General features: G+C 49.1%; 15 protein-coding genes and 1 tRNA gene. 8 read left to right on the forward strand and 8 right to left on the reverse strand.

The window, feature by feature from the left end:
• Positions 1-48: 48 nt before the first annotated feature.
• Positions 49-999 carry a methionyl-tRNA formyltransferase gene (fmt, locus tag E2I14_RS09745; RefSeq protein WP_133327920.1) on the reverse strand — a complete coding sequence of 317 codons (951 nt, stop codon included), beginning with the start codon at positions 997-999 and terminating at the stop codon, positions 49-51.
• Complete coding sequence (def, locus tag E2I14_RS09750; RefSeq protein ID WP_133327922.1) at positions 996-1,541, reverse strand: peptide deformylase; 546 nt, start codon at positions 1,539-1,541, stop codon at positions 996-998. The genes fmt and def overlap by 4 nt, the downstream gene beginning before the upstream one ends.
• A 169-nt stretch (positions 1,542-1,710) precedes the next feature.
• On the opposite strand from def, the gene E2I14_RS09755 reads away from it, so the two are divergent.
• From E2I14_RS09755 to E2I14_RS09770, 4 genes are all read left to right on the forward strand, one after another.
• On the forward strand, positions 1,711-2,793 hold the full coding sequence (locus E2I14_RS09755; RefSeq protein WP_133327924.1) for a LysM peptidoglycan-binding domain-containing protein: 1,083 nt from the start codon (positions 1,711-1,713) through the stop codon (positions 2,791-2,793).
• A gap of 8 nt (positions 2,794-2,801) precedes the next feature.
• The gene (gene dprA, locus E2I14_RS09760; RefSeq protein WP_227544691.1) at positions 2,802-3,926 is read left to right on the forward strand and encodes a DNA-processing protein DprA; all 1,125 of its coding nucleotides are present in this window, start codon (positions 2,802-2,804) and stop codon (positions 3,924-3,926) included.
• 63 nt (positions 3,927-3,989) lie between these two features.
• Positions 3,990-4,451 (forward strand): DUF494 family protein, encoded by a 462-nt coding sequence (locus tag E2I14_RS09765; RefSeq protein ID WP_133327928.1) that lies wholly within the window; start codon positions 3,990-3,992, stop codon positions 4,449-4,451.
• A 214-nt stretch (positions 4,452-4,665) separates the two neighbouring features.
• A complete protein-coding gene (locus tag E2I14_RS09770; RefSeq protein WP_133327930.1) occupies positions 4,666-7,227 on the forward strand; it encodes a DNA topoisomerase III in 2,562 nt (853 codons plus the stop codon).
• 145 nt (positions 7,228-7,372) lie between these two features.
• Here E2I14_RS09770 and E2I14_RS09775 read toward each other — a convergent pair whose 3' ends face one another.
• The gene (locus tag E2I14_RS09775; RefSeq protein WP_133327932.1) at positions 7,373-7,918 is read right to left on the reverse strand and encodes a c-type cytochrome; all 546 of its coding nucleotides are present in this window, start codon (positions 7,916-7,918) and stop codon (positions 7,373-7,375) included.
• Positions 7,919-8,379: 461 nt separating this feature from the next.
• Here E2I14_RS09775 and E2I14_RS09780 point away from each other — a divergent pair.
• Positions 8,380-8,454, forward strand: a tRNA-Arg gene (locus tag E2I14_RS09780).
• Positions 8,455-8,496: 42 nt separating this feature from the next.
• On the opposite strand, the gene E2I14_RS09785 is transcribed toward E2I14_RS09780, so the two are convergent.
• On the reverse strand, positions 8,497-10,032 hold the full coding sequence (locus tag E2I14_RS09785; RefSeq protein WP_133327934.1) for a cryptochrome/photolyase family protein: 1,536 nt from the start codon (positions 10,030-10,032) through the stop codon (positions 8,497-8,499).
• Between the two features lie 153 nt (positions 10,033-10,185).
• Between E2I14_RS09785 and E2I14_RS09790 the strand changes: the two genes are divergently transcribed.
• On the forward strand, positions 10,186-10,449 hold the full coding sequence (locus tag E2I14_RS09790; RefSeq protein WP_133327936.1) for a TIGR03643 family protein: 264 nt from the start codon (positions 10,186-10,188) through the stop codon (positions 10,447-10,449).
• Between the two features lie 26 nt (positions 10,450-10,475).
• Complete coding sequence (locus E2I14_RS09795; protein WP_133327938.1) at positions 10,476-11,438, forward strand: NAD(P)/FAD-dependent oxidoreductase; 963 nt, start codon at positions 10,476-10,478, stop codon at positions 11,436-11,438.
• A 105-nt stretch (positions 11,439-11,543) separates the two neighbouring features.
• On the opposite strand, the gene E2I14_RS09800 is transcribed toward E2I14_RS09795, so the two are convergent.
• From E2I14_RS09800 to E2I14_RS09810, 3 genes are read right to left on the reverse strand one after another with little or no spacing between them, the layout of a single operon-like run.
• Positions 11,544-12,212 (reverse strand): SPOR domain-containing protein, encoded by a 669-nt coding sequence (locus E2I14_RS09800; protein ID WP_133327940.1) that lies wholly within the window; start codon positions 12,210-12,212, stop codon positions 11,544-11,546.
• Positions 12,206-12,964 (reverse strand): type III pantothenate kinase, encoded by a 759-nt coding sequence (locus E2I14_RS09805; protein ID WP_133327942.1) that lies wholly within the window; start codon positions 12,962-12,964, stop codon positions 12,206-12,208. The genes E2I14_RS09800 and E2I14_RS09805 overlap by 7 nt, the downstream gene beginning before the upstream one ends.
• A 28-nt stretch (positions 12,965-12,992) precedes the next feature.
• Entirely contained in the window at positions 12,993-13,805 is an 813-nt protein-coding gene (locus E2I14_RS09810) for a biotin--[acetyl-CoA-carboxylase] ligase (RefSeq protein WP_133327944.1), read from the reverse strand.
• A gap of 151 nt (positions 13,806-13,956) precedes the next feature.
• Between E2I14_RS09810 and E2I14_RS09815 the strand changes: the two genes are divergently transcribed.
• Positions 13,957-15,174, forward strand: coding sequence for a DUF2252 domain-containing protein (locus tag E2I14_RS09815; RefSeq protein WP_133327946.1), 1,218 nt, complete (start codon positions 13,957-13,959; stop codon positions 15,172-15,174).
• A gap of 81 nt (positions 15,175-15,255) precedes the next feature.
• On the opposite strand, the gene fabI is transcribed toward E2I14_RS09815, so the two are convergent.
• A complete protein-coding gene (gene fabI / locus E2I14_RS09820; RefSeq protein ID WP_133327948.1) occupies positions 15,256-16,020 on the reverse strand; it encodes an enoyl-ACP reductase FabI in 765 nt (254 codons plus the stop codon).
• Positions 16,021-16,193: the final 173 nt, after the last annotated feature.

Below are 16,193 nucleotides of genomic sequence, written 5' to 3' on the forward strand. Positions count from 1 at the left end.
AAGTGAAAAATTAAAAACATCGACTTATATTTGCTTAAGTAGCAAAACCTAAGCAAAAAAATCTTGCGCACCCACAGTAAAACCTTTCAAAAATTCCGCGGTAGGCAAACGCTTACCGCCCGGCTTTTGCAGTTCAAGCAAACTTAACGCCCCTTCCCCGCAGGCAACAATCAACTGCTGATCTTTCAGAATCAGTTGCCCCACTTGGGCTGAAATCGGTTTTTCAACCACTTCAGCACGCCAAATTTTTAAGGTGACGCCGTTCAACACCGCCGACGCCGCTGGGAAGGGATTAAATGCGCGGATTTTTTGCGCCAGTAGTTGAGCAGGCAAATTGAAATCCAGCGCCGCTTCTTCTTTGCTAATCTTTGCCGCGTAATTTACACCTTCGTCGGGCTGAGGGGATGCGGTAATGCTTCCATCAAGCAATTGTTGCAATGTATCAACAATCATTTCACCACCCAGCCTAGCCAATTTATCGTGCAAGGTCGCGGTGCTGTCATCGGCAGCAATTGGCATGGATTCCATTAACAACATGGCGCCGGTGTCTAGGCCACGATCCATTTGCATAATCGTGATGCCAGTTTGCGCATCACCCGCCTCAATTGCACGGTGTATCGGCGCGGCCCCGCGCCAACGCGGCAACAAGGAAGCGTGAATATTCAAGCAACCCAGTGGCGGGATGGACAACACCGACTCTGGCAGGATCAGCCCGTAGGCCGCGACCACCATCACATCGTGCGGAGTTGCTTTCAGCAGCTTATGCGCCTCCTCCGCCTGCTCTGGATATTTGCCATCCAAGCGCAACGAAACGGGCTGAGCGACAGGAATTGCGTGATCAAGGGCGAATTGTTTTACTGCCGACGGATGCAATTGCATGCCACGACCAGAAGGCCGATCGGGCTGAGTAAGCACTAACACAACCTCGTGTCCAGCGGCGTGAATGGCGGCTAACGCGGTGGCGGCAAATTCGGGAGTTCCGGCGAAGATAACTTTCATGCGCGCCCACGTCGAGCGGCGGAAGATTTGCTTGCGCGCTCTAATTCGCGCTCTTCTTTTAACATGCGGGTTTTGATGCGATTACGCTTCAAGGGAGAGAGATACTCAACAAAAACGATCCCTTTTAAATGATCCAATTCGTGCTGAATACAAATCGCCAATAATCCGTCGGCTTTGAGTTCAAACGGTTTCCCATCCACATCAAGCGCACGCACGACAACTTCGGTTGAGCGTTCGACGCCATCGTAAATGCCAGGAACAGATAAACAACCTTCATCCCAAACGATTTTTTCGTCGCTGGCCCACACGATTTCGGGGTTAATAAAGACTTGTAACTGGTTTTGCACTTCGGAAACATCGATCACAACCAGTTGAATATGTTCGTCAACTTGGGACGCAGCAAGGCCAACACCGGGCGCGTCGTACATCGTTTCGGCCATATCAGCGACTAATTGCTTCAAACGGTCGTCAAATTGTGTCACCGGTTTGGCAATTTTGTGTAATCTTTTATCGGGGTACCGGAGGATTGTTAATATTGTCATAGGACTTTCGCGCAACTTAAGCGCGTTTTTTCTTGCTAGTTCAAGGATTTATGTGCAGAATTTGATTCAATTTGGCAACAATCGGACTTAACCACTACTTCGCATTCACATTCAATGAGCCGATTTTGTTTATATTTCTCAATATTGACTGTGTGCAATGGATAAATACATGAAAAAGTTTAGCACAATCGCGCTGCTCCTTGCTTTAAGCTCGTCGGTTTTTGCCGCTGACGAGATGAATGCTCAGCCAACCCAATGTAGTTTTTTGCCCAATGCACCAGATCAACATTTGGTGGTTAAGGGCGATACGTTATGGGGCATCTCATCAATGTTCTTAGAACACGCGTGGTGCTGGCCGCAAGTCTGGGGCATGAACCGCGAAGAAATTAAAAACCCACATTGGATTTATCCCGGTCAAATTGTTTATCTGGACCGAACCGCTGGACGTTTGCGCTTAGGTCAACCAGGCACAAGTGGCACAGGTAACCAAGGCGGCCTGCCTACCGTGCGTCTTTCGCCACAAATTCGTAGCGGCTCCGTTGAAGCTGGCGCGATTGGATCGATCCCAGCCAATTTAATTGAACCCTTCCTGTCTCAGCCTTTGGTGCTGGAGGAAAACGAATTAGTTAATACGCCAAGAATTGTTGCGACCCAAGAAAATCACGTCAATATCGCTAAATTGGAACGTGCCTATGCTCTGGGCGACTTGCACGATGAATCAAATTTCCAAGTCTATCGGCCATCAGTCGCGCTAAAAGATCCCACGACCAAAGCCATCATCGGTTACGAATCAGCGTATGTGGGAACCGTCAAATTAGTGCGTCAAGGCAAACTGCCTAACGAGGCGCATGCGTTTGTAGTGACCAACACAAAAGAAGAAATGACCGTCGGCGACCGTTTGTTGCCCGTTCCAAACCAAGAAGCCAACAACTACGTGCCGCATCCCCCTGTCTCTGCAGTGGAAGGCCAAGTTGTATCCGTGTACGGCGGAGTTAAGCAAGCCGGTCAAAACCAAACTATCTCCATTAATTTAGGCGCGGAGAATGGAATCGATGTGGGAACTGTATTGCAGTTATATCGTCTAGGAAAAATCATTCAAGACAAAACTGGCAATAAAGAACTCATCAAACTGCCCGATGAAAAATACGGCACATTATTTGTGTATCGCGTTTTCAAACATGTTTCTTACGGTTTAATCATGCAAGTAACTGACGCAGCGGAAGTGGGGGATATTGTCAAAAAACCTGAATAAGGGGCCGCGTGACAGAACTCAGTAATTGGATACGATTAACTTGTACTAACGGAATCGGATGCGAAGCAGCGCGAAAACTGCTGCTAGCATTCGGTCTACCGCAACAAATATTTTCCGCCACCTATAACGATCTAAAACAGGTCGTCACCGAACGCCAAGCGCAAGCACTCTGCCTGCCGCTGAGCGAAACAACCCAACATTTAATCGAGCAAACTGAACGTTGGTGCGATCAGCCCAACAATCATTTCATCACGCTTGCCGATCCCAACTATCCGACCAATTTACTCGAAATCCCTGATCCGCCAACCGTGCTGTATGTCAAAGGCCGGTTAGATTTATTGAGCGCCGCTTCAGTCGCCGTGGTCGGCAGCCGCAACGCCACCGAGCAAGGAATGAAAAACGCGAGGCAATTTTCCGCTAGCCTCAGTCATGGCGGCATCACGATTATTTCTGGCATGGCATTAGGCATCGATACTGCCGCGCATGAGGGCGCACTAGCGGGGTTTGGTGCAACCGTGGCTGTCATCGGAACAGGAGCCGACAAAGTCTATCCTGCGCGCAACCATGAACTCGCTCATCAAATCGCCGCGCAAGGCTGCATCGTGAGCGAATATGCGTTAGGAACGCCACCGATTGCGTCCAATTTCCCGCGTCGCAATCGGCTCATTTCTGGCTTAGCGCAGGGCGTATTGGTGATCGAAGCAGCGGCCCAATCGGGTTCGTTGATCACGGCCAGAATGGCCGCGGAGCAAGGTCGTGATGTCTTTGCAATTCCCGGGTCAATTCATTCACCTTTGGCTAAAGGTTGCCATCAGTTAATTAAACAAGGTGCTAAACTAGTTGAAACTGCGCAAGACATTTTGCAAGAATTGCGCTTGGATCACATTGCACCAAACCCAAGTATTGCCCCAACACCATCGGCAGCGAGGGCAGCAGCGGAAACGGTCGATACGATAGTCTCAACAGATGACGATAGCTTATTGGCACACATGGGCTACGACCCAGTCCACTCAGACGAATTAGCATTACGTAGCCATCTGACCAGCAGCGTGTTGAGTGAAAAGTTGCTGTTATTAGAACTTGAAGGTTTGGTAGAAATTATGCCCGGCGGTTTGTACCGTCGTTTAAATTAACTCGCCAGCAAAAAGTTGCCCCAAAGACTTGAATCCTGAAGCACGAATCGATAAAGTAACGCCATGTTTGAAATTTTAGTTTACCTCTACGAAACCTATTACCGCCCAGATGCCTGCCCTGATCCGCAAGCGCTGGCAAAAAAACTGTCGGCGGTCGGCTTTGACGACGATGAAATCTCCGAAGCCATTGATTGGCTAGACTTGCTAGCACAGACTACCGAGAATATTCCCGAACAATCCGAATCCACCGGATTCCGTGTTTATGCCCAGCAAGAAATCGCAATCTTGGGAATTCCAGCGGTTGGCTTCATTCACTTCCTAGAATCTGCCAAGTTGATTACCCCAAAGCAACGCGAAATCATTATCGAGCGCGCTTTGGCGATTGATGAAGCGCCAATTTCCTTGGATAAAATCAAGATCATCGTGTTAATGATGCTGTGGAGCCAAGGAAAAGAGCCGGACTTGCTGATGTTTGATGAATTATTGTTATCAGACGAAGTCGTCAAGCCGCATCTGTTGCATTAATAAACCACGTTTCGCCCTCTTGCCTTCCCAATTTTGCGCATTAAGTTGCTTATAAAATAATATAATCTAGGCAATTGCGCTCAAAATTGCTCCATTACAGCAACACTTGCTTGAAATTGCATTATGATGGGCGAAATTTTGCACTATGGATTTGCTCCGCTTATAACTATAGTGATTACTTGCACGCTATTCGTATTTACCTGAGAACAACAAAATGACCAAAACCCTCATCATCGCCGAAAAGCCCTCTGTCGCCTCCGACATTGCCAAGGCGCTGGGCGGTTTCACTAAACACGATGAGTACTTTGAATCGGATGAGTATGTATTGTCCTCAGCCGTCGGACATCTGCTCGAAATCACTGTGCCGGAAGAATATGACGTTAAGCGCGGCAAATGGAGTTTTGCCAACTTACCAATGATTCCGCCGCACTTTGCGCTCAATCCGATTGCCAAAACCGAATCCCGCTTAAAAGTTCTGACCAAATTAATCAAACGCAAAGACGTCAGCGCCCTCATTAACGCCTGCGACGCGGGCCGCGAAGGTGAATTGATTTTCCGCTTGATCGCCCAGCACGCCAAAGCCAAACAGCCCGTGCAGCGCCTGTGGTTGCAATCCATGACGCAAAACGCAATCCGAGAAGGTTTCTCGCGCTTGCGTTCTGACGCCGAAATGATGCCCTTGGCCGACGCAGCACGTTGCCGTTCCGAAGCCGATTGGTTAATCGGAATCAATGGCACGCGCGCGATGACGGCGTTTAATTCCAAAGAAGGCGGCTTCTATTTAACCACCGTCGGTCGAGTACAAACGCCCACGTTGTCCATCGTCGTTGAGCGCGAAGAAAAGATTAAAAAATTCATCCCTCGTGCCTATTGGGAAGTGCGCGCCGAATTCGTGTGCGCCGCTGGCATTTACGAAGGTCGCTGGTTAGATCACAAACACAAGAAAAACGAACTCGATCCAGAGCAACGACCAGAACGTTTATGGAGCCAAACTGCAGCGGATTCCATCGTCACTGCCTGCCGCAATAAAATCGGCACCGTTACCGAAGAATCGAAGCCAGCTACGCAATTAGCGCCCGCCTTATTCGACTTAACGAGCTTACAGCGCGAAGCCAACTCGCGCTTCGGTTTCTCCGCTAAAAACACGCTCGGTTTAGCGCAGGCGTTGTATGAAAAACATAAAGTATTAACCTACCCGCGTACCGATTCGCGCCATTTGCCGGAAGATTATTTAACGTCGGTAAAGCAAACTTTAGAGGTCGTGGCGGAGAACAATAATTACCAGCAATTTGCCGCTCAGATTTTGAAGCAAGGTTGGGTTAAGCCGAATAAACGGATTTTCGATAACACCAAAATCTCGGATCACTTTGCGATCATCCCAACCACGCAAGCTCCAAAGAATTTATCCGAGCCAGAACAAAAGCTGTACGACTTGGTGACACGCCGCTTCATGGCGGTGTTTTTCCCCGCCGCTGAATTCCAAATCACTACGCGGATCACCGAAGTCTCTGGTCACCATTTCAAAACCGAAGGCAAGGTCATGACTAAGCCCGGTTGGTTAGCGATTTACGGCAAAGAAATGGCCGTTGATGGCGAGGAAAACGGTACTTTGGTGCCGGTCGCCAAAGACGAAAAAGTCAAAACCGAATCGATTCACAGCAACGAATTAGTCACCAAACCACCCGCTCGCTATACCGAGGCGACGTTATTGTCGGCCATGGAAGGCGCCGGTAAATTGGTCGATGACGACGAATTGCGTGAAGCCATGTCGGGCAAAGGATTAGGCACGCCAGCCACACGCGCCACGATTATTGAAGGCTTACTAACCGAGCGTTATTTACTGCGCGAGGGACGCGAATTACAGCCGACTGCCAAAGCATTCCAATTGATGACCTTGCTACGCGGCTTGGGCGTGGACGAATTGACTTCGCCCGAACTCACTGGCGGCTGGGAGCACAAATTAGCGCAGATGGAAAAAGGCGCAATCAGCCGTGACGAGTTCATGCGCGAAATTGCCCAGATGACGCAAATCATCGTCAAGCGCGCTAAGGAATACAACAACGATACCATCCCCGGCGACTATCACACATTGACCACACCTTGCCCACATTGCGGCGGCGTGGTCAAAGAAAACTACCGCCGTTTCGCGTGCACCAAGTGCGAATTCAATATGTCCAAAACACCGGGCGGTCGTCAGTTTGAAATCGCGGAAGTGGAAGAATTATTAGCCAAACGTGAAATCGGTCCCTTGCAAGGCTTCCGCTCCAAAATGGGTCGCCCATTTGCGGCAATTCTCAAAATCGTTCCGGATGATGAAGGCACCAACGTCAAGCTTGAATTCGACTTTGGCCAGAATCAAAATGACGAAGATTCCGAGCCAGTCGATTTCACCGACGAGCCAGTTTTAGGCCCTTGCCCTAAATGCGGCTCCAACGTGTATGAACTCGGTTTAGCCTATGTTTGTGAAAAAACGGTCGCCAAACCCAAAGCTTGTGATTTCCGCAGCGGGCGCATCATTTTGCAGCAAGAAATTTTGCCCGAGCAAATGGTGAAATTGCTCAACGACGGCAAAACCGATTTATTACCCGGCTTCATTTCGCAACGCACACGCCGCCCGTTTAAAGCATTCTTGGTAAAAGCCAAAGACGGCAAAATTAGCTTTGAGTTTGAAGAACGCAAACCTAAAGAAGTGGCGGCTGGCGCGAAAAAGCCAGTGAAAAAAGCTGCCGCAAAACCAGCCACCAAAACGGCGGCGAAAGCAAAAGTAGCGGCTTAACTTAGTCAACGCTACGCACAAAAAAACACCGCCATTTTTTAACATGGCGGTGTTTTTTTATCTAGCTCAATAAAATTCCAATCAACCAAACAAAAAGCCGATCAGCTTTACACTGATCGGCTTTTATTATGAGCTGGCTAAAGAATTATTTCGCTGCTTCGGCTGCTGGAGCGGCGGCAACTTCTTTGACTTCAGGTTCTTTAAAACTACCGCCGCTGTTGTTAGCCATATAGACCACAGCGCGCGCAACTTCTACGTCGTCTAAATCTGGATTGCCGCCTTTAGCTGGCATTGCATTCAAACCGTGCAGAGCGTGGCCAACGACTGTGTCGTAGCCCGCTTTCAAACGCGGTGCCCAAGCAGAGGCATCGCCAAATTTAGGAGCGCCAGCCACGCCAGCACCGTGACAAGCGGAACAAGTCGATTTGTAGAGCTCTTCGCCAGACAATAATTGTTTCGGGCCGCTGGCGTCTTTAAAGGTGTAACCAACATCCGAAACTGGTTGAATACGGGCGGCAATCGCTTCAGGAGTTTGAGCATCCGCACCAGCGTTTGGCAACTTATCGCTAGTGACAAACTGCACTAACAGAACAATACAAATAATCGGAACAACGAAAGCCGCGATAACTGCAACGATTAATTGTTTTGGCGTTTTAATTGCTGATTCGTGTTCGTCGTGTGCATCACTCATAATTTCCTCAATACGTGTTGGGTATTTGATGATCCAAAAACTACTGGATTGCTTATTTATTACTGCTTTATTCTTACAATTCGTGGCTTTATGCTTATAAAACGCGACCAGCGATGCAAATTATTCAGAAAGAAAAGCGCTAAATTTAATTATTTATAGCTCACACCAACCAAAACACCAATTCATTTCGGATAAACGTGTCTTCTGAGCGCTTATTCACATCACAAACCACAGATTATAGAGCTAAAGTGATGTGTTTGGAACTGGAAATAATGCATCCAATCACTAAATTGCCGGAATAGCTGGCCAGATTTGCCACATTTTTGAAAAATGAGAATGGCGTGATCGGATAAATTTATAGCTCGAAATAGCGCCCGGAACGTAGCCACAGCAGCAATTCACGCGGCAATGTGGCCCAAGTCAGCACTTTTTGCCTTATAATTCGCGCCTGCCACAAACATGCGACCGTCTTCCAACGGATAGGATACCGGCCTCCGAAGCCGGCAATACAGGTTCGATTCCTGTCGGTCGCACCAAGTAATTATCAGCTAGTGCTTCTCACTTATTTCTCCGTCGCTTTAAAACGCATTAATCCCAGATCGAATTTCCTCAGCCTGCTGCTGCAATTGAGCTATCGACTCGGGCGTCATTTTTTTTAGCTGTTGGTACGCCATTCCTATGCGTGGGTTGTTCGCCAAAACCGTTCTATTGCGCTCGTAAAAATCCCAATACAACGCATTAAACGGACACGCCTTTTCGCCGATGCGGGCTTTTTTATCGTAGTGACAGCCTTTGCAATAGTCGCTCATGCGGTCGATGTAGGCAGCGCTGGATACGTAGGGTTTGGTTGCTAACAAGCCGCCGTCGGCGTACTGGCTCATGCCGATTGTGTTGGGCACTTCTACCCACTCAAAGGCGTCAATATAGACGCCTAAGTACCAGCGATGCAACGCGCTGGGATTGAGTCCGGCTAGCAGGCTGAAATTGCCGATCACCATTAAGCGGTGAATGTGGTGTGCGTGGGCGTGTTCTAGCGATTGCCCAATCGCATGCGCCATGCAGCGCATTTTGGTTTTTCCGGTCCAGAACCAATCGGGCAAATCAAGTTGGTGATTGAACACATTGTGCTCAACATAGTCGGGCATAAATTCCCAATAAACGCCGCGCACATATTCGCGCCAGCCAAGTATTTGGCGGATGTAGCCCTCAGCCGAAGTCAGCGGCACTTGATCGGCGCGATAGGCCGCTTCTACTTTAGCCACGACTTCGCGCGGATTAAGCATCTTGGTGTTGAGTGCAAACGAAATCAGCGAATGAAACAAGCGCCATGCTTTGGTGCTCATCGCGTCCTGAAAAGCGCCAAAGTGCGGCAGCGCGTGTTGAATAAATCCATCGAGTTGCAACAACGCTTCGGCGCGATTCAACGGCCAATAAAAATCAGCAGCATGTGGTTCACCAAAGCTCTTGATTCCGGCAGCTTGTATCGTTTCCCACAATTTGGAATGATCGTGACGTTGGCGAAAATCTTGCGGCTCCCACGGAATGCCCGGCCACGCTTTGCGATTGTCGTGATCGAAATTCCACTGCCCGCCAACTGGTTGCGCGTCTGCATCGATTAGCACGTTGTGCTTAACGCGCATCTGGCGATAAAAATAATCCATTAGCCATTTTTTACGTCCGTCGAATACTTGCGCGACTTCGTTCTCAGTCGTATAAAAATGTTCGCTATCGACGCAATGCGCTGCAATCGACAAGCCGGCAGCGTACTGATGTAGCTGCTGCCTTAAGCGCCACTCGTCCGGCGCTTGGTATTCAAATTGCTGCGCTTGATAATGAGCGATTAAAAAGTCTAGATTAGCCGCAAAAAGATGCTGATTATCGGGATCATCAATCGCTAAATAATGCACCCGATGTCCAGCTTGAGTAAGTTGTTGCGCTAGGTCGCGCATGCCGGCAAAGATCGCAATTATTTTTTGCGCGTGATGCAAAACATAATCAGTTTCTTGGCGCACTTCCATCAACACGTACACCACCTCATCGCGCGGCTGTTGAAACCAGCTATGTAGTGGATTGAGCTGATCACCCAAAATCAGCCGTATTGTTTTGACGTTCATTTTTGCGTCCAATTTACCGCCCATATTGCCTGCCTCATCTTGCGTTGACCCGAATTGGTCGCAGCACAAAAATCCGTTTTAGTTAAGAATGCTACACTTTCGCAGCGACGTTTCGCGTGCAGTTTTGCTGAGTTACTATTTTAAGAGTTTCGTATGGCGCAAATTGATTTAAACCCGGTTCAAATTTCGCGGGTCATCGAAATGGCGTGGGAAGATAAAACCACGTTTGACGCGATTAAAGTTAACTTTGGACTAACAGAGTCCGGGGTAATCAAGCTCATGCGCAGCCAACTCAAACCCAGTGCTTTTTTGTTATGGCGCAAACGCGTCACTGGCAGAACATCGAAACATGCTGCGCGGCGCGAGTACAAAGTCACCAAAGCCTTTAGTCCGTCGCAATACAAAGTCGCTCGATAATTTTACTATTCATTAGTTAATACAATATGCACATCGCCATCATCGGAGCCGGTATTGCCGGCTTAAGCTGCGCACAAGAACTCAAGTTAGCGGGTCATCGAGTGTCTGTTTTTGAAAAAAGCCGCGGTGTTGCTGGCCGCATGTGCACACGTAAAACGGCTGAGTGGGAATGCGACCATGGCGCGCAATATTTTACTGCGCGTGATCCGGCTTTTATCGCGCAAGTTGATCGCTGGTTGGCAGAGGAAGCGGTGGCGCTTTGGAATCCGACTATCGCAATCTACCAAGATAAGCAATGGACCAAACCGCATACCGAGCTCAACAGATACGTCGGCACTCCGCACATGAATTCGGCGGCAAAATCGTTAGCGGCGTCGTTATCGATTCACACGGAACACACGGTTGAAAGAATCGAATTCAATGAACAACGATGGAGCTTAAGCACGAAGGAACATGGCGCGCTGGCAGATAGATTTGACGCAGTCATCTTGGCAATACCCGCGCCACAAGCTCAGCAACTGCTACAAGAAATGGATACGCCCTTGAACGTCATCGCGAACAGCGCGCAAATGTTGGGCTGCTGGACGATGATGTTGAACTTTGCCGATAAACTCAATGTATCGTTTGATGCCGCGTTCATCAATCAAGGAAAATTAAGCTGGATTGCCAACAACAACAGCAAGCCGCAGCGCTCCGGTTTGCCAACATGGTTGGTACATGCCAATAGCGCATGGAGCCAAGAAAACATAGAGCTTGAACCAGCCGAAGCAGCAGATGTGTTGATCGAAGCGTTTGCCGAACTGACCAATGCGCGCCCTGTCAATCACACCATTCACCGCTGGCGCTATGCCAGCACGCTAAACAATCTCGATCTTGAATTTGGCATGGATTCGGATAAGCGGCTTGGCTTGTGCGGTGATTGGCTTAACGGCGGGCGGGTTGAAGGCGCTTGGTTAAGTGGCTATAAATTGGCGCAGCAATTTCGATAAATTGAATTGATTTTGCGGCAGACAAACGCAAAACAAACGAGAAAAAAAGGCCGTTAGTTCATTTACTAACGGCCTTTTTACTAAAGCAAGCGAACCAGCGTTTCCTTACTTACACGCTCCCAACTCTTGATCGGGGAATGTCGCTTTAATCTGATCTAAGGCGATTTTTTCGGTGCTAGTAACGTTCTTAAATACGTAATTCACTTTATTTGTCGCTACCGTTCTCACGCCGACTTTGGCGCTATGTACACCCTTGGTGGACAGCGTTGCTAAATACAGTTTAGCGGCCTCCTCTGTTTTAAACACGCCCAAAGAAATTCCCCAGCGCAGATTCGACTGGTCTTGAATAATAAAGAAATCCTTCACGCCAAGATGGGTTAATTCCAAGGCTTTTTTATCCGCCAATTCCTTGCTACCTAAGGGCGGAATAAACACAATATTGTTGGCCACATCTTGTACATTTTGACGTGATTGCCGATTACCAAAATTAATTGTTTTGAGCTTTGTTTCAACCGCATTGATCTCTGTCGTTTGAAATGCGCCCAACGATAAACACGCTAGGATTTCTGGCTTGGCGGGTTCTGGCGGAGGTGGAGCGACAACCGGCGCGGTGGCCACTTCGGCAGAAACCAATTTAAGCAGGTTGCTGTTTTGTTGTTGGTACATGCGCTGCGGCTCGTGAGTTTCGGCTACCGGACTAGCAAAATAGCCGCGCCCTAAAGCGAATAACAACATATTAGCGATCACCAAACACAAAAAAATAAATTTCAACATGAGGCAGCCTGTAATCCCATTAAGACTAAGTTATCGATAAATTGGTACGGCACAACCAAGCTTGGCGTGATGTATTTCGCCGCGCCGCCTGAAATGACACATAAGGGCAAAATCGCCGAATCGAGCTGTTTGGCAAACTCACGCACCGCGCGTTCGATTGCGCCAGCTTGTGCGGCTAAGCAACCGCTGATAATGGCTGCTTCGGTGTGGTCGGCAAAGCTAACGGCAAAATTCATTCGCTCTAACACCGACGGCAATTGCGCGGTGTTTTGCGCCAGAGATTGTGCCATTAATTGCAAGCCAGGAGCAATCTGCCCGCCAATGAATTCGCCTTGTGCGGTCACCGCGTCTATCGTGGTCGCGGTGCCGCAAGTCGCCACGATCAGGTGACGGTTTGGAAATAAGGTGTGCGCCGCAATCGCAGAGGCAAAGCGATCACTGCCTAGTTTGGACGGTTCACGATAGCGATTACTTAATCCGGCGTGCTGAGCTTGGGACTGAAACCAACTTACTTGCCCGTGTCGCGGATTAAAGGTTTTTTCTAATTGTTCACGCAACGCCAAGCCAGCAACATTTGAGACCAAAACACGCTCGCTAGAAAGCCCTTGCCACGGCACATTACCGCTGCTGAACTCGGCATGACTGACCGAACCAAATTGTGGCCACTGTCCCAACTCAACGGAGCTCGCGATTTGTTCATCAACAATCGCCCACTTTATGCGGGTATTTCCGGCATCAATCAGTAATCGCATTGGTCGTCCTTTCTTATTCGAGTTGTTACTAGTAGCTCGGACGCAGTGAAACATCGCCCGCCATCACGGTATGAATCAAACCCTGTTGATCTTGCAATAGCAAGCAACCGGATTTATCCACTCCCAATGCCCGACCCTGCTGCGTGACAACTCCGCCGTCCAAAATATGTACTTGCTGACCAGCGTAGGCGTGGAAAGCATTCCAACGATCGACAAACGGCGCAAAACCATGTGCGGAGAATTGCTGCAAACACTGCGCTAAATGGTCCAACAAACGCGCCAGCAATTGATTGCGCTCCATTTGTGCCAGCCATGCCGCATCCGCTACAGGACGATCAATTTGCCGTTCCAATTCTTCGGGCAATAACAAATTAAGGCCGATGCCAACGACCGCCCATGTTTGTTGAACGTGCGATGCCGAGTTGGCCAATTGCGCGGTTTCGATCAAAACGCCCGCTAACTTTTTGCCTTCTTTGAGCACATCGTTGGGCCATTTCAACTGCACGAGCACATCAAGCTTTGCTAACGCTTCGGCTAACGCAACCCCGATTGCCAGCGGCAAACCGAGCAACGCTTGCGGCGCACACGGAAAACGCCAAGCTAGCGAAAACGTCAACGAGGCACCCGGCGCACTAAGCCAACTGCGTCCCGCGCGGCCACGACCAGCGGTTTGCGTTTCGGCGATCAACAAAGTCGGCTGCTGCAAGTGATCCAATCGTGCCAATAAATCGGCATTAGTGGAACCGGTTTCGGCCACGACTTCGACAGCAATCGTGCGCGCTGGCGGCGAACAATGTGCTGTAATTTTTTCTACTTCTAATGAAAAGGCAGGTTTTGTCATGGGGCGAATTGTAGCCTGACCGTATTTTTGATGAAATAGTAACTCGCTCAAATGCCGCACATTACGCACAATTAGTGACATTAGAACATTGCGGTATCGAATTATTTAGCAAATAATCACTGCTCTGCTTCATAAAAATAAAGGAATACCAATGCTAGACGTCGCCCAAACCATTGCAGATTTTAACCGCGGTCGCGATCCAGATCGCCTTGTTATGAAATACCGCAATATGCGCACCAGCCCGTTTGTGTTTTTGCGCGGCACCTGTCATTTGTTCTATCAACGCTTGCCGAAGAATTCCATCTTCAAAACTGCACCGTTGACTTGGAATTGTGGCGATCTGCATTTGGAAAACTTTGGCAGCTACAAAGGCGACAATCGTTTGAGCTACTTCGATATGAACGATTTTGACGAAGCCGCAATCGCTCCGCTGACGTGGGAATTAGTGCGCCTACTCACTAGCATTTTGGTTGGCGCCGAAAGCATCTCGGCCAGCCAGTACGAAGCGTATTCGTTGTGCGAAACCTTGGTCGATGCCTACGCCACCGCGCTTACCCACGGCAAAGCAACATGGGTAGAGCGCGAAACGTCACACGGCATTATTCACCAGCTATTAAATGATTTGCGCGAACGTGATCGAGCAACCTATTTAAACCGACGCACAACCATCAAAGGTCGGGGCAAACACCGCCAGCGCGTCATTAATATTGACGGCAAAAAGGCCTTGGCTGCCACGGACGAACAGCGCGCAATCGTTACCAAAGCCATTGGCGACTACGCTGACACTCAGCCTAATCCGGAATTTTTTAAGATCATCGACATCGCACGCCGCATCGCTGGGACCGGCAGTTTGGGCGTAGATCGCTTTGCGATTTTGGTGGAAGGTAAAGGCTCGCCCGATGGAAATTATTTACTCGATTTAAAAAATGCCCTGCCTTCCGCGTTAGCGCATAACTGTTCGATTCGCCAACCGAAATGGCCGACCGAAGCGCATCGCGTGGTGGATATTGAGCGCCGCATGCAAGCTGTTTCGATGGCATTTTTAACCGCAGTCAAAATTGGCAAAGAAGGTTATATTTTGCGCGCGCTACAACCGACTGAAGATCGGATTAGTTTGAGTCGCAAAGAACATACGATGCAAGAGCTGCACAAGACGATTGCCTGCTTGGGCAATATCGTAGCTAGCGCTCATCTGCGCAGCGCGGGGCGCGATGGTTCCGCAATCGCTGACGAGTTGATCGAATTTGGACACAAGCGGAAATGGAAGATTAAATTGCTCAAAGCAGCGCAAGAATGCGCCCAGCAGGTGGAAAACGATTGGGGAGTTTATTGCACTGCGTTTGATGATGGTGCGTTTAATCTGAGTTAACAATAAGGTCATAGCTAGTTTAAGGTGGTCACCCGCACAGGGTGACCCAAGTGACAGTTGAGATCGGTCAACGATACGCGGCTAGGACAAAATGTGTAAGCCCGAATCGATGTATTCAATATTTCCCGTCATGGCTTTTGCGCCATCGCTGACTAAAAAAGCCGCTACGTTTCCAACATCGTCAATCTGCACTAATTGGTGATCTGGCGTCATCGCACGCGAGCGATCTAGTAAGGCATCAAACCGATCAATTCCTGAGGCGGCGCGGGTTTTTAATGGGCCAGGCGATAAAGTGTGCACACGAATTTGTTTAGGGCCTAATTCTGCGGCCAAGTAGCGCACGGTGCTTTCCAAAGCCGCTTTCACCGGGCCCATTAAGTTGTAATGCTCAACGACCCGCTCGGAACCGTAAAACGATACGGTCAACAAGCAACCGCCGTTTTTCATTAACGGTTCAGCCAAATGCGCGGTGCGGATGAAGGAGTGGCAGGATACATCCATCGCCATGCTAAAACCCTCCTTGGAGCAATCCACCACCCGCGCATGCAAATCTTCTTTGGGCGCGAATGCGATTGAATGCAAGACGAAGTCCAATTCGCCCCAATGCGCTTCAATGGCAGCAAAGACCGATTCCAACTGACCGTCCTCGCGCACATCACAGGGCAAAATCAATGGACTTCCCAATCCCTCAGCCAAAGGCCGTACATACGGCTCGGCTTTAGCATTCAAATAGGTGACCGCGACCTCAGCACCATATTCTTTAAACAATTTAGCGCAACCATAAGCAATGCTTTGGTCGTTGGCGATGCCGATAATTAAACCTTTTTTGTTGGCGAGATTAAGCATGCTTGGCCTGTTAGGTGAGAGTAAAACGCTTATTCTAGTGAGCATAAGTGACATCAATTTGACCAACGTCAATAGGACGCCACATCCAGCACGGCGGGTGATGAATTAAAAGTCATCCAAGCAATAAAAAAGGCCCGACCATTCATTGAATGACCGAGCCTTACCAAGAACTG

It is taken from the genome of Sapientia aquatica (assembly GCF_004358105.1).
Lineage (GTDB): Bacteria > Pseudomonadota > Gammaproteobacteria > Burkholderiales > Burkholderiaceae_D > Solimicrobium > Solimicrobium aquaticum.

Coding starts and splice junctions, on each gene's coding strand:
- fmt (WP_133327920.1), bottom strand. CDS start 999: ATGAAAGTTATCTTCGCCGGAACTCCCGAATTTGCCGCCACCGCGTTA.
- def (WP_133327922.1), bottom strand. CDS start 1,541: ATGACAATATTAACAATCCTCCGGTACCCCGATAAAAGATTACACAAA.
- E2I14_RS09755 (WP_133327924.1), top strand. CDS start 1,711: ATGAAAAAGTTTAGCACAATCGCGCTGCTCCTTGCTTTAAGCTCGTCG.
- E2I14_RS09765 (WP_133327928.1), top strand. CDS start 3,990: ATGTTTGAAATTTTAGTTTACCTCTACGAAACCTATTACCGCCCAGAT.
- E2I14_RS09770 (WP_133327930.1), top strand. CDS start 4,666: ATGACCAAAACCCTCATCATCGCCGAAAAGCCCTCTGTCGCCTCCGAC.
- E2I14_RS09775 (WP_133327932.1), bottom strand. CDS start 7,918: ATGAGTGATGCACACGACGAACACGAATCAGCAATTAAAACGCCAAAA.
- E2I14_RS09785 (WP_133327934.1), bottom strand. CDS start 10,032: ATGAACGTCAAAACAATACGGCTGATTTTGGGTGATCAGCTCAATCCA.
- E2I14_RS09790 (WP_133327936.1), top strand. CDS start 10,186: ATGGCGCAAATTGATTTAAACCCGGTTCAAATTTCGCGGGTCATCGAA.
- E2I14_RS09795 (WP_133327938.1), top strand. CDS start 10,476: ATGCACATCGCCATCATCGGAGCCGGTATTGCCGGCTTAAGCTGCGCA.
- E2I14_RS09800 (WP_133327940.1), bottom strand. CDS start 12,212: ATGTTGAAATTTATTTTTTTGTGTTTGGTGATCGCTAATATGTTGTTA.
- E2I14_RS09805 (WP_133327942.1), bottom strand. CDS start 12,964: ATGCGATTACTGATTGATGCCGGAAATACCCGCATAAAGTGGGCGATT.
- E2I14_RS09810 (WP_133327944.1), bottom strand. CDS start 13,805: ATGACAAAACCTGCCTTTTCATTAGAAGTAGAAAAAATTACAGCACAT.
- E2I14_RS09815 (WP_133327946.1), top strand. CDS start 13,957: ATGCTAGACGTCGCCCAAACCATTGCAGATTTTAACCGCGGTCGCGAT.
- fabI (WP_133327948.1), bottom strand. CDS start 16,020: ATGCTTAATCTCGCCAACAAAAAAGGTTTAATTATCGGCATCGCCAAC.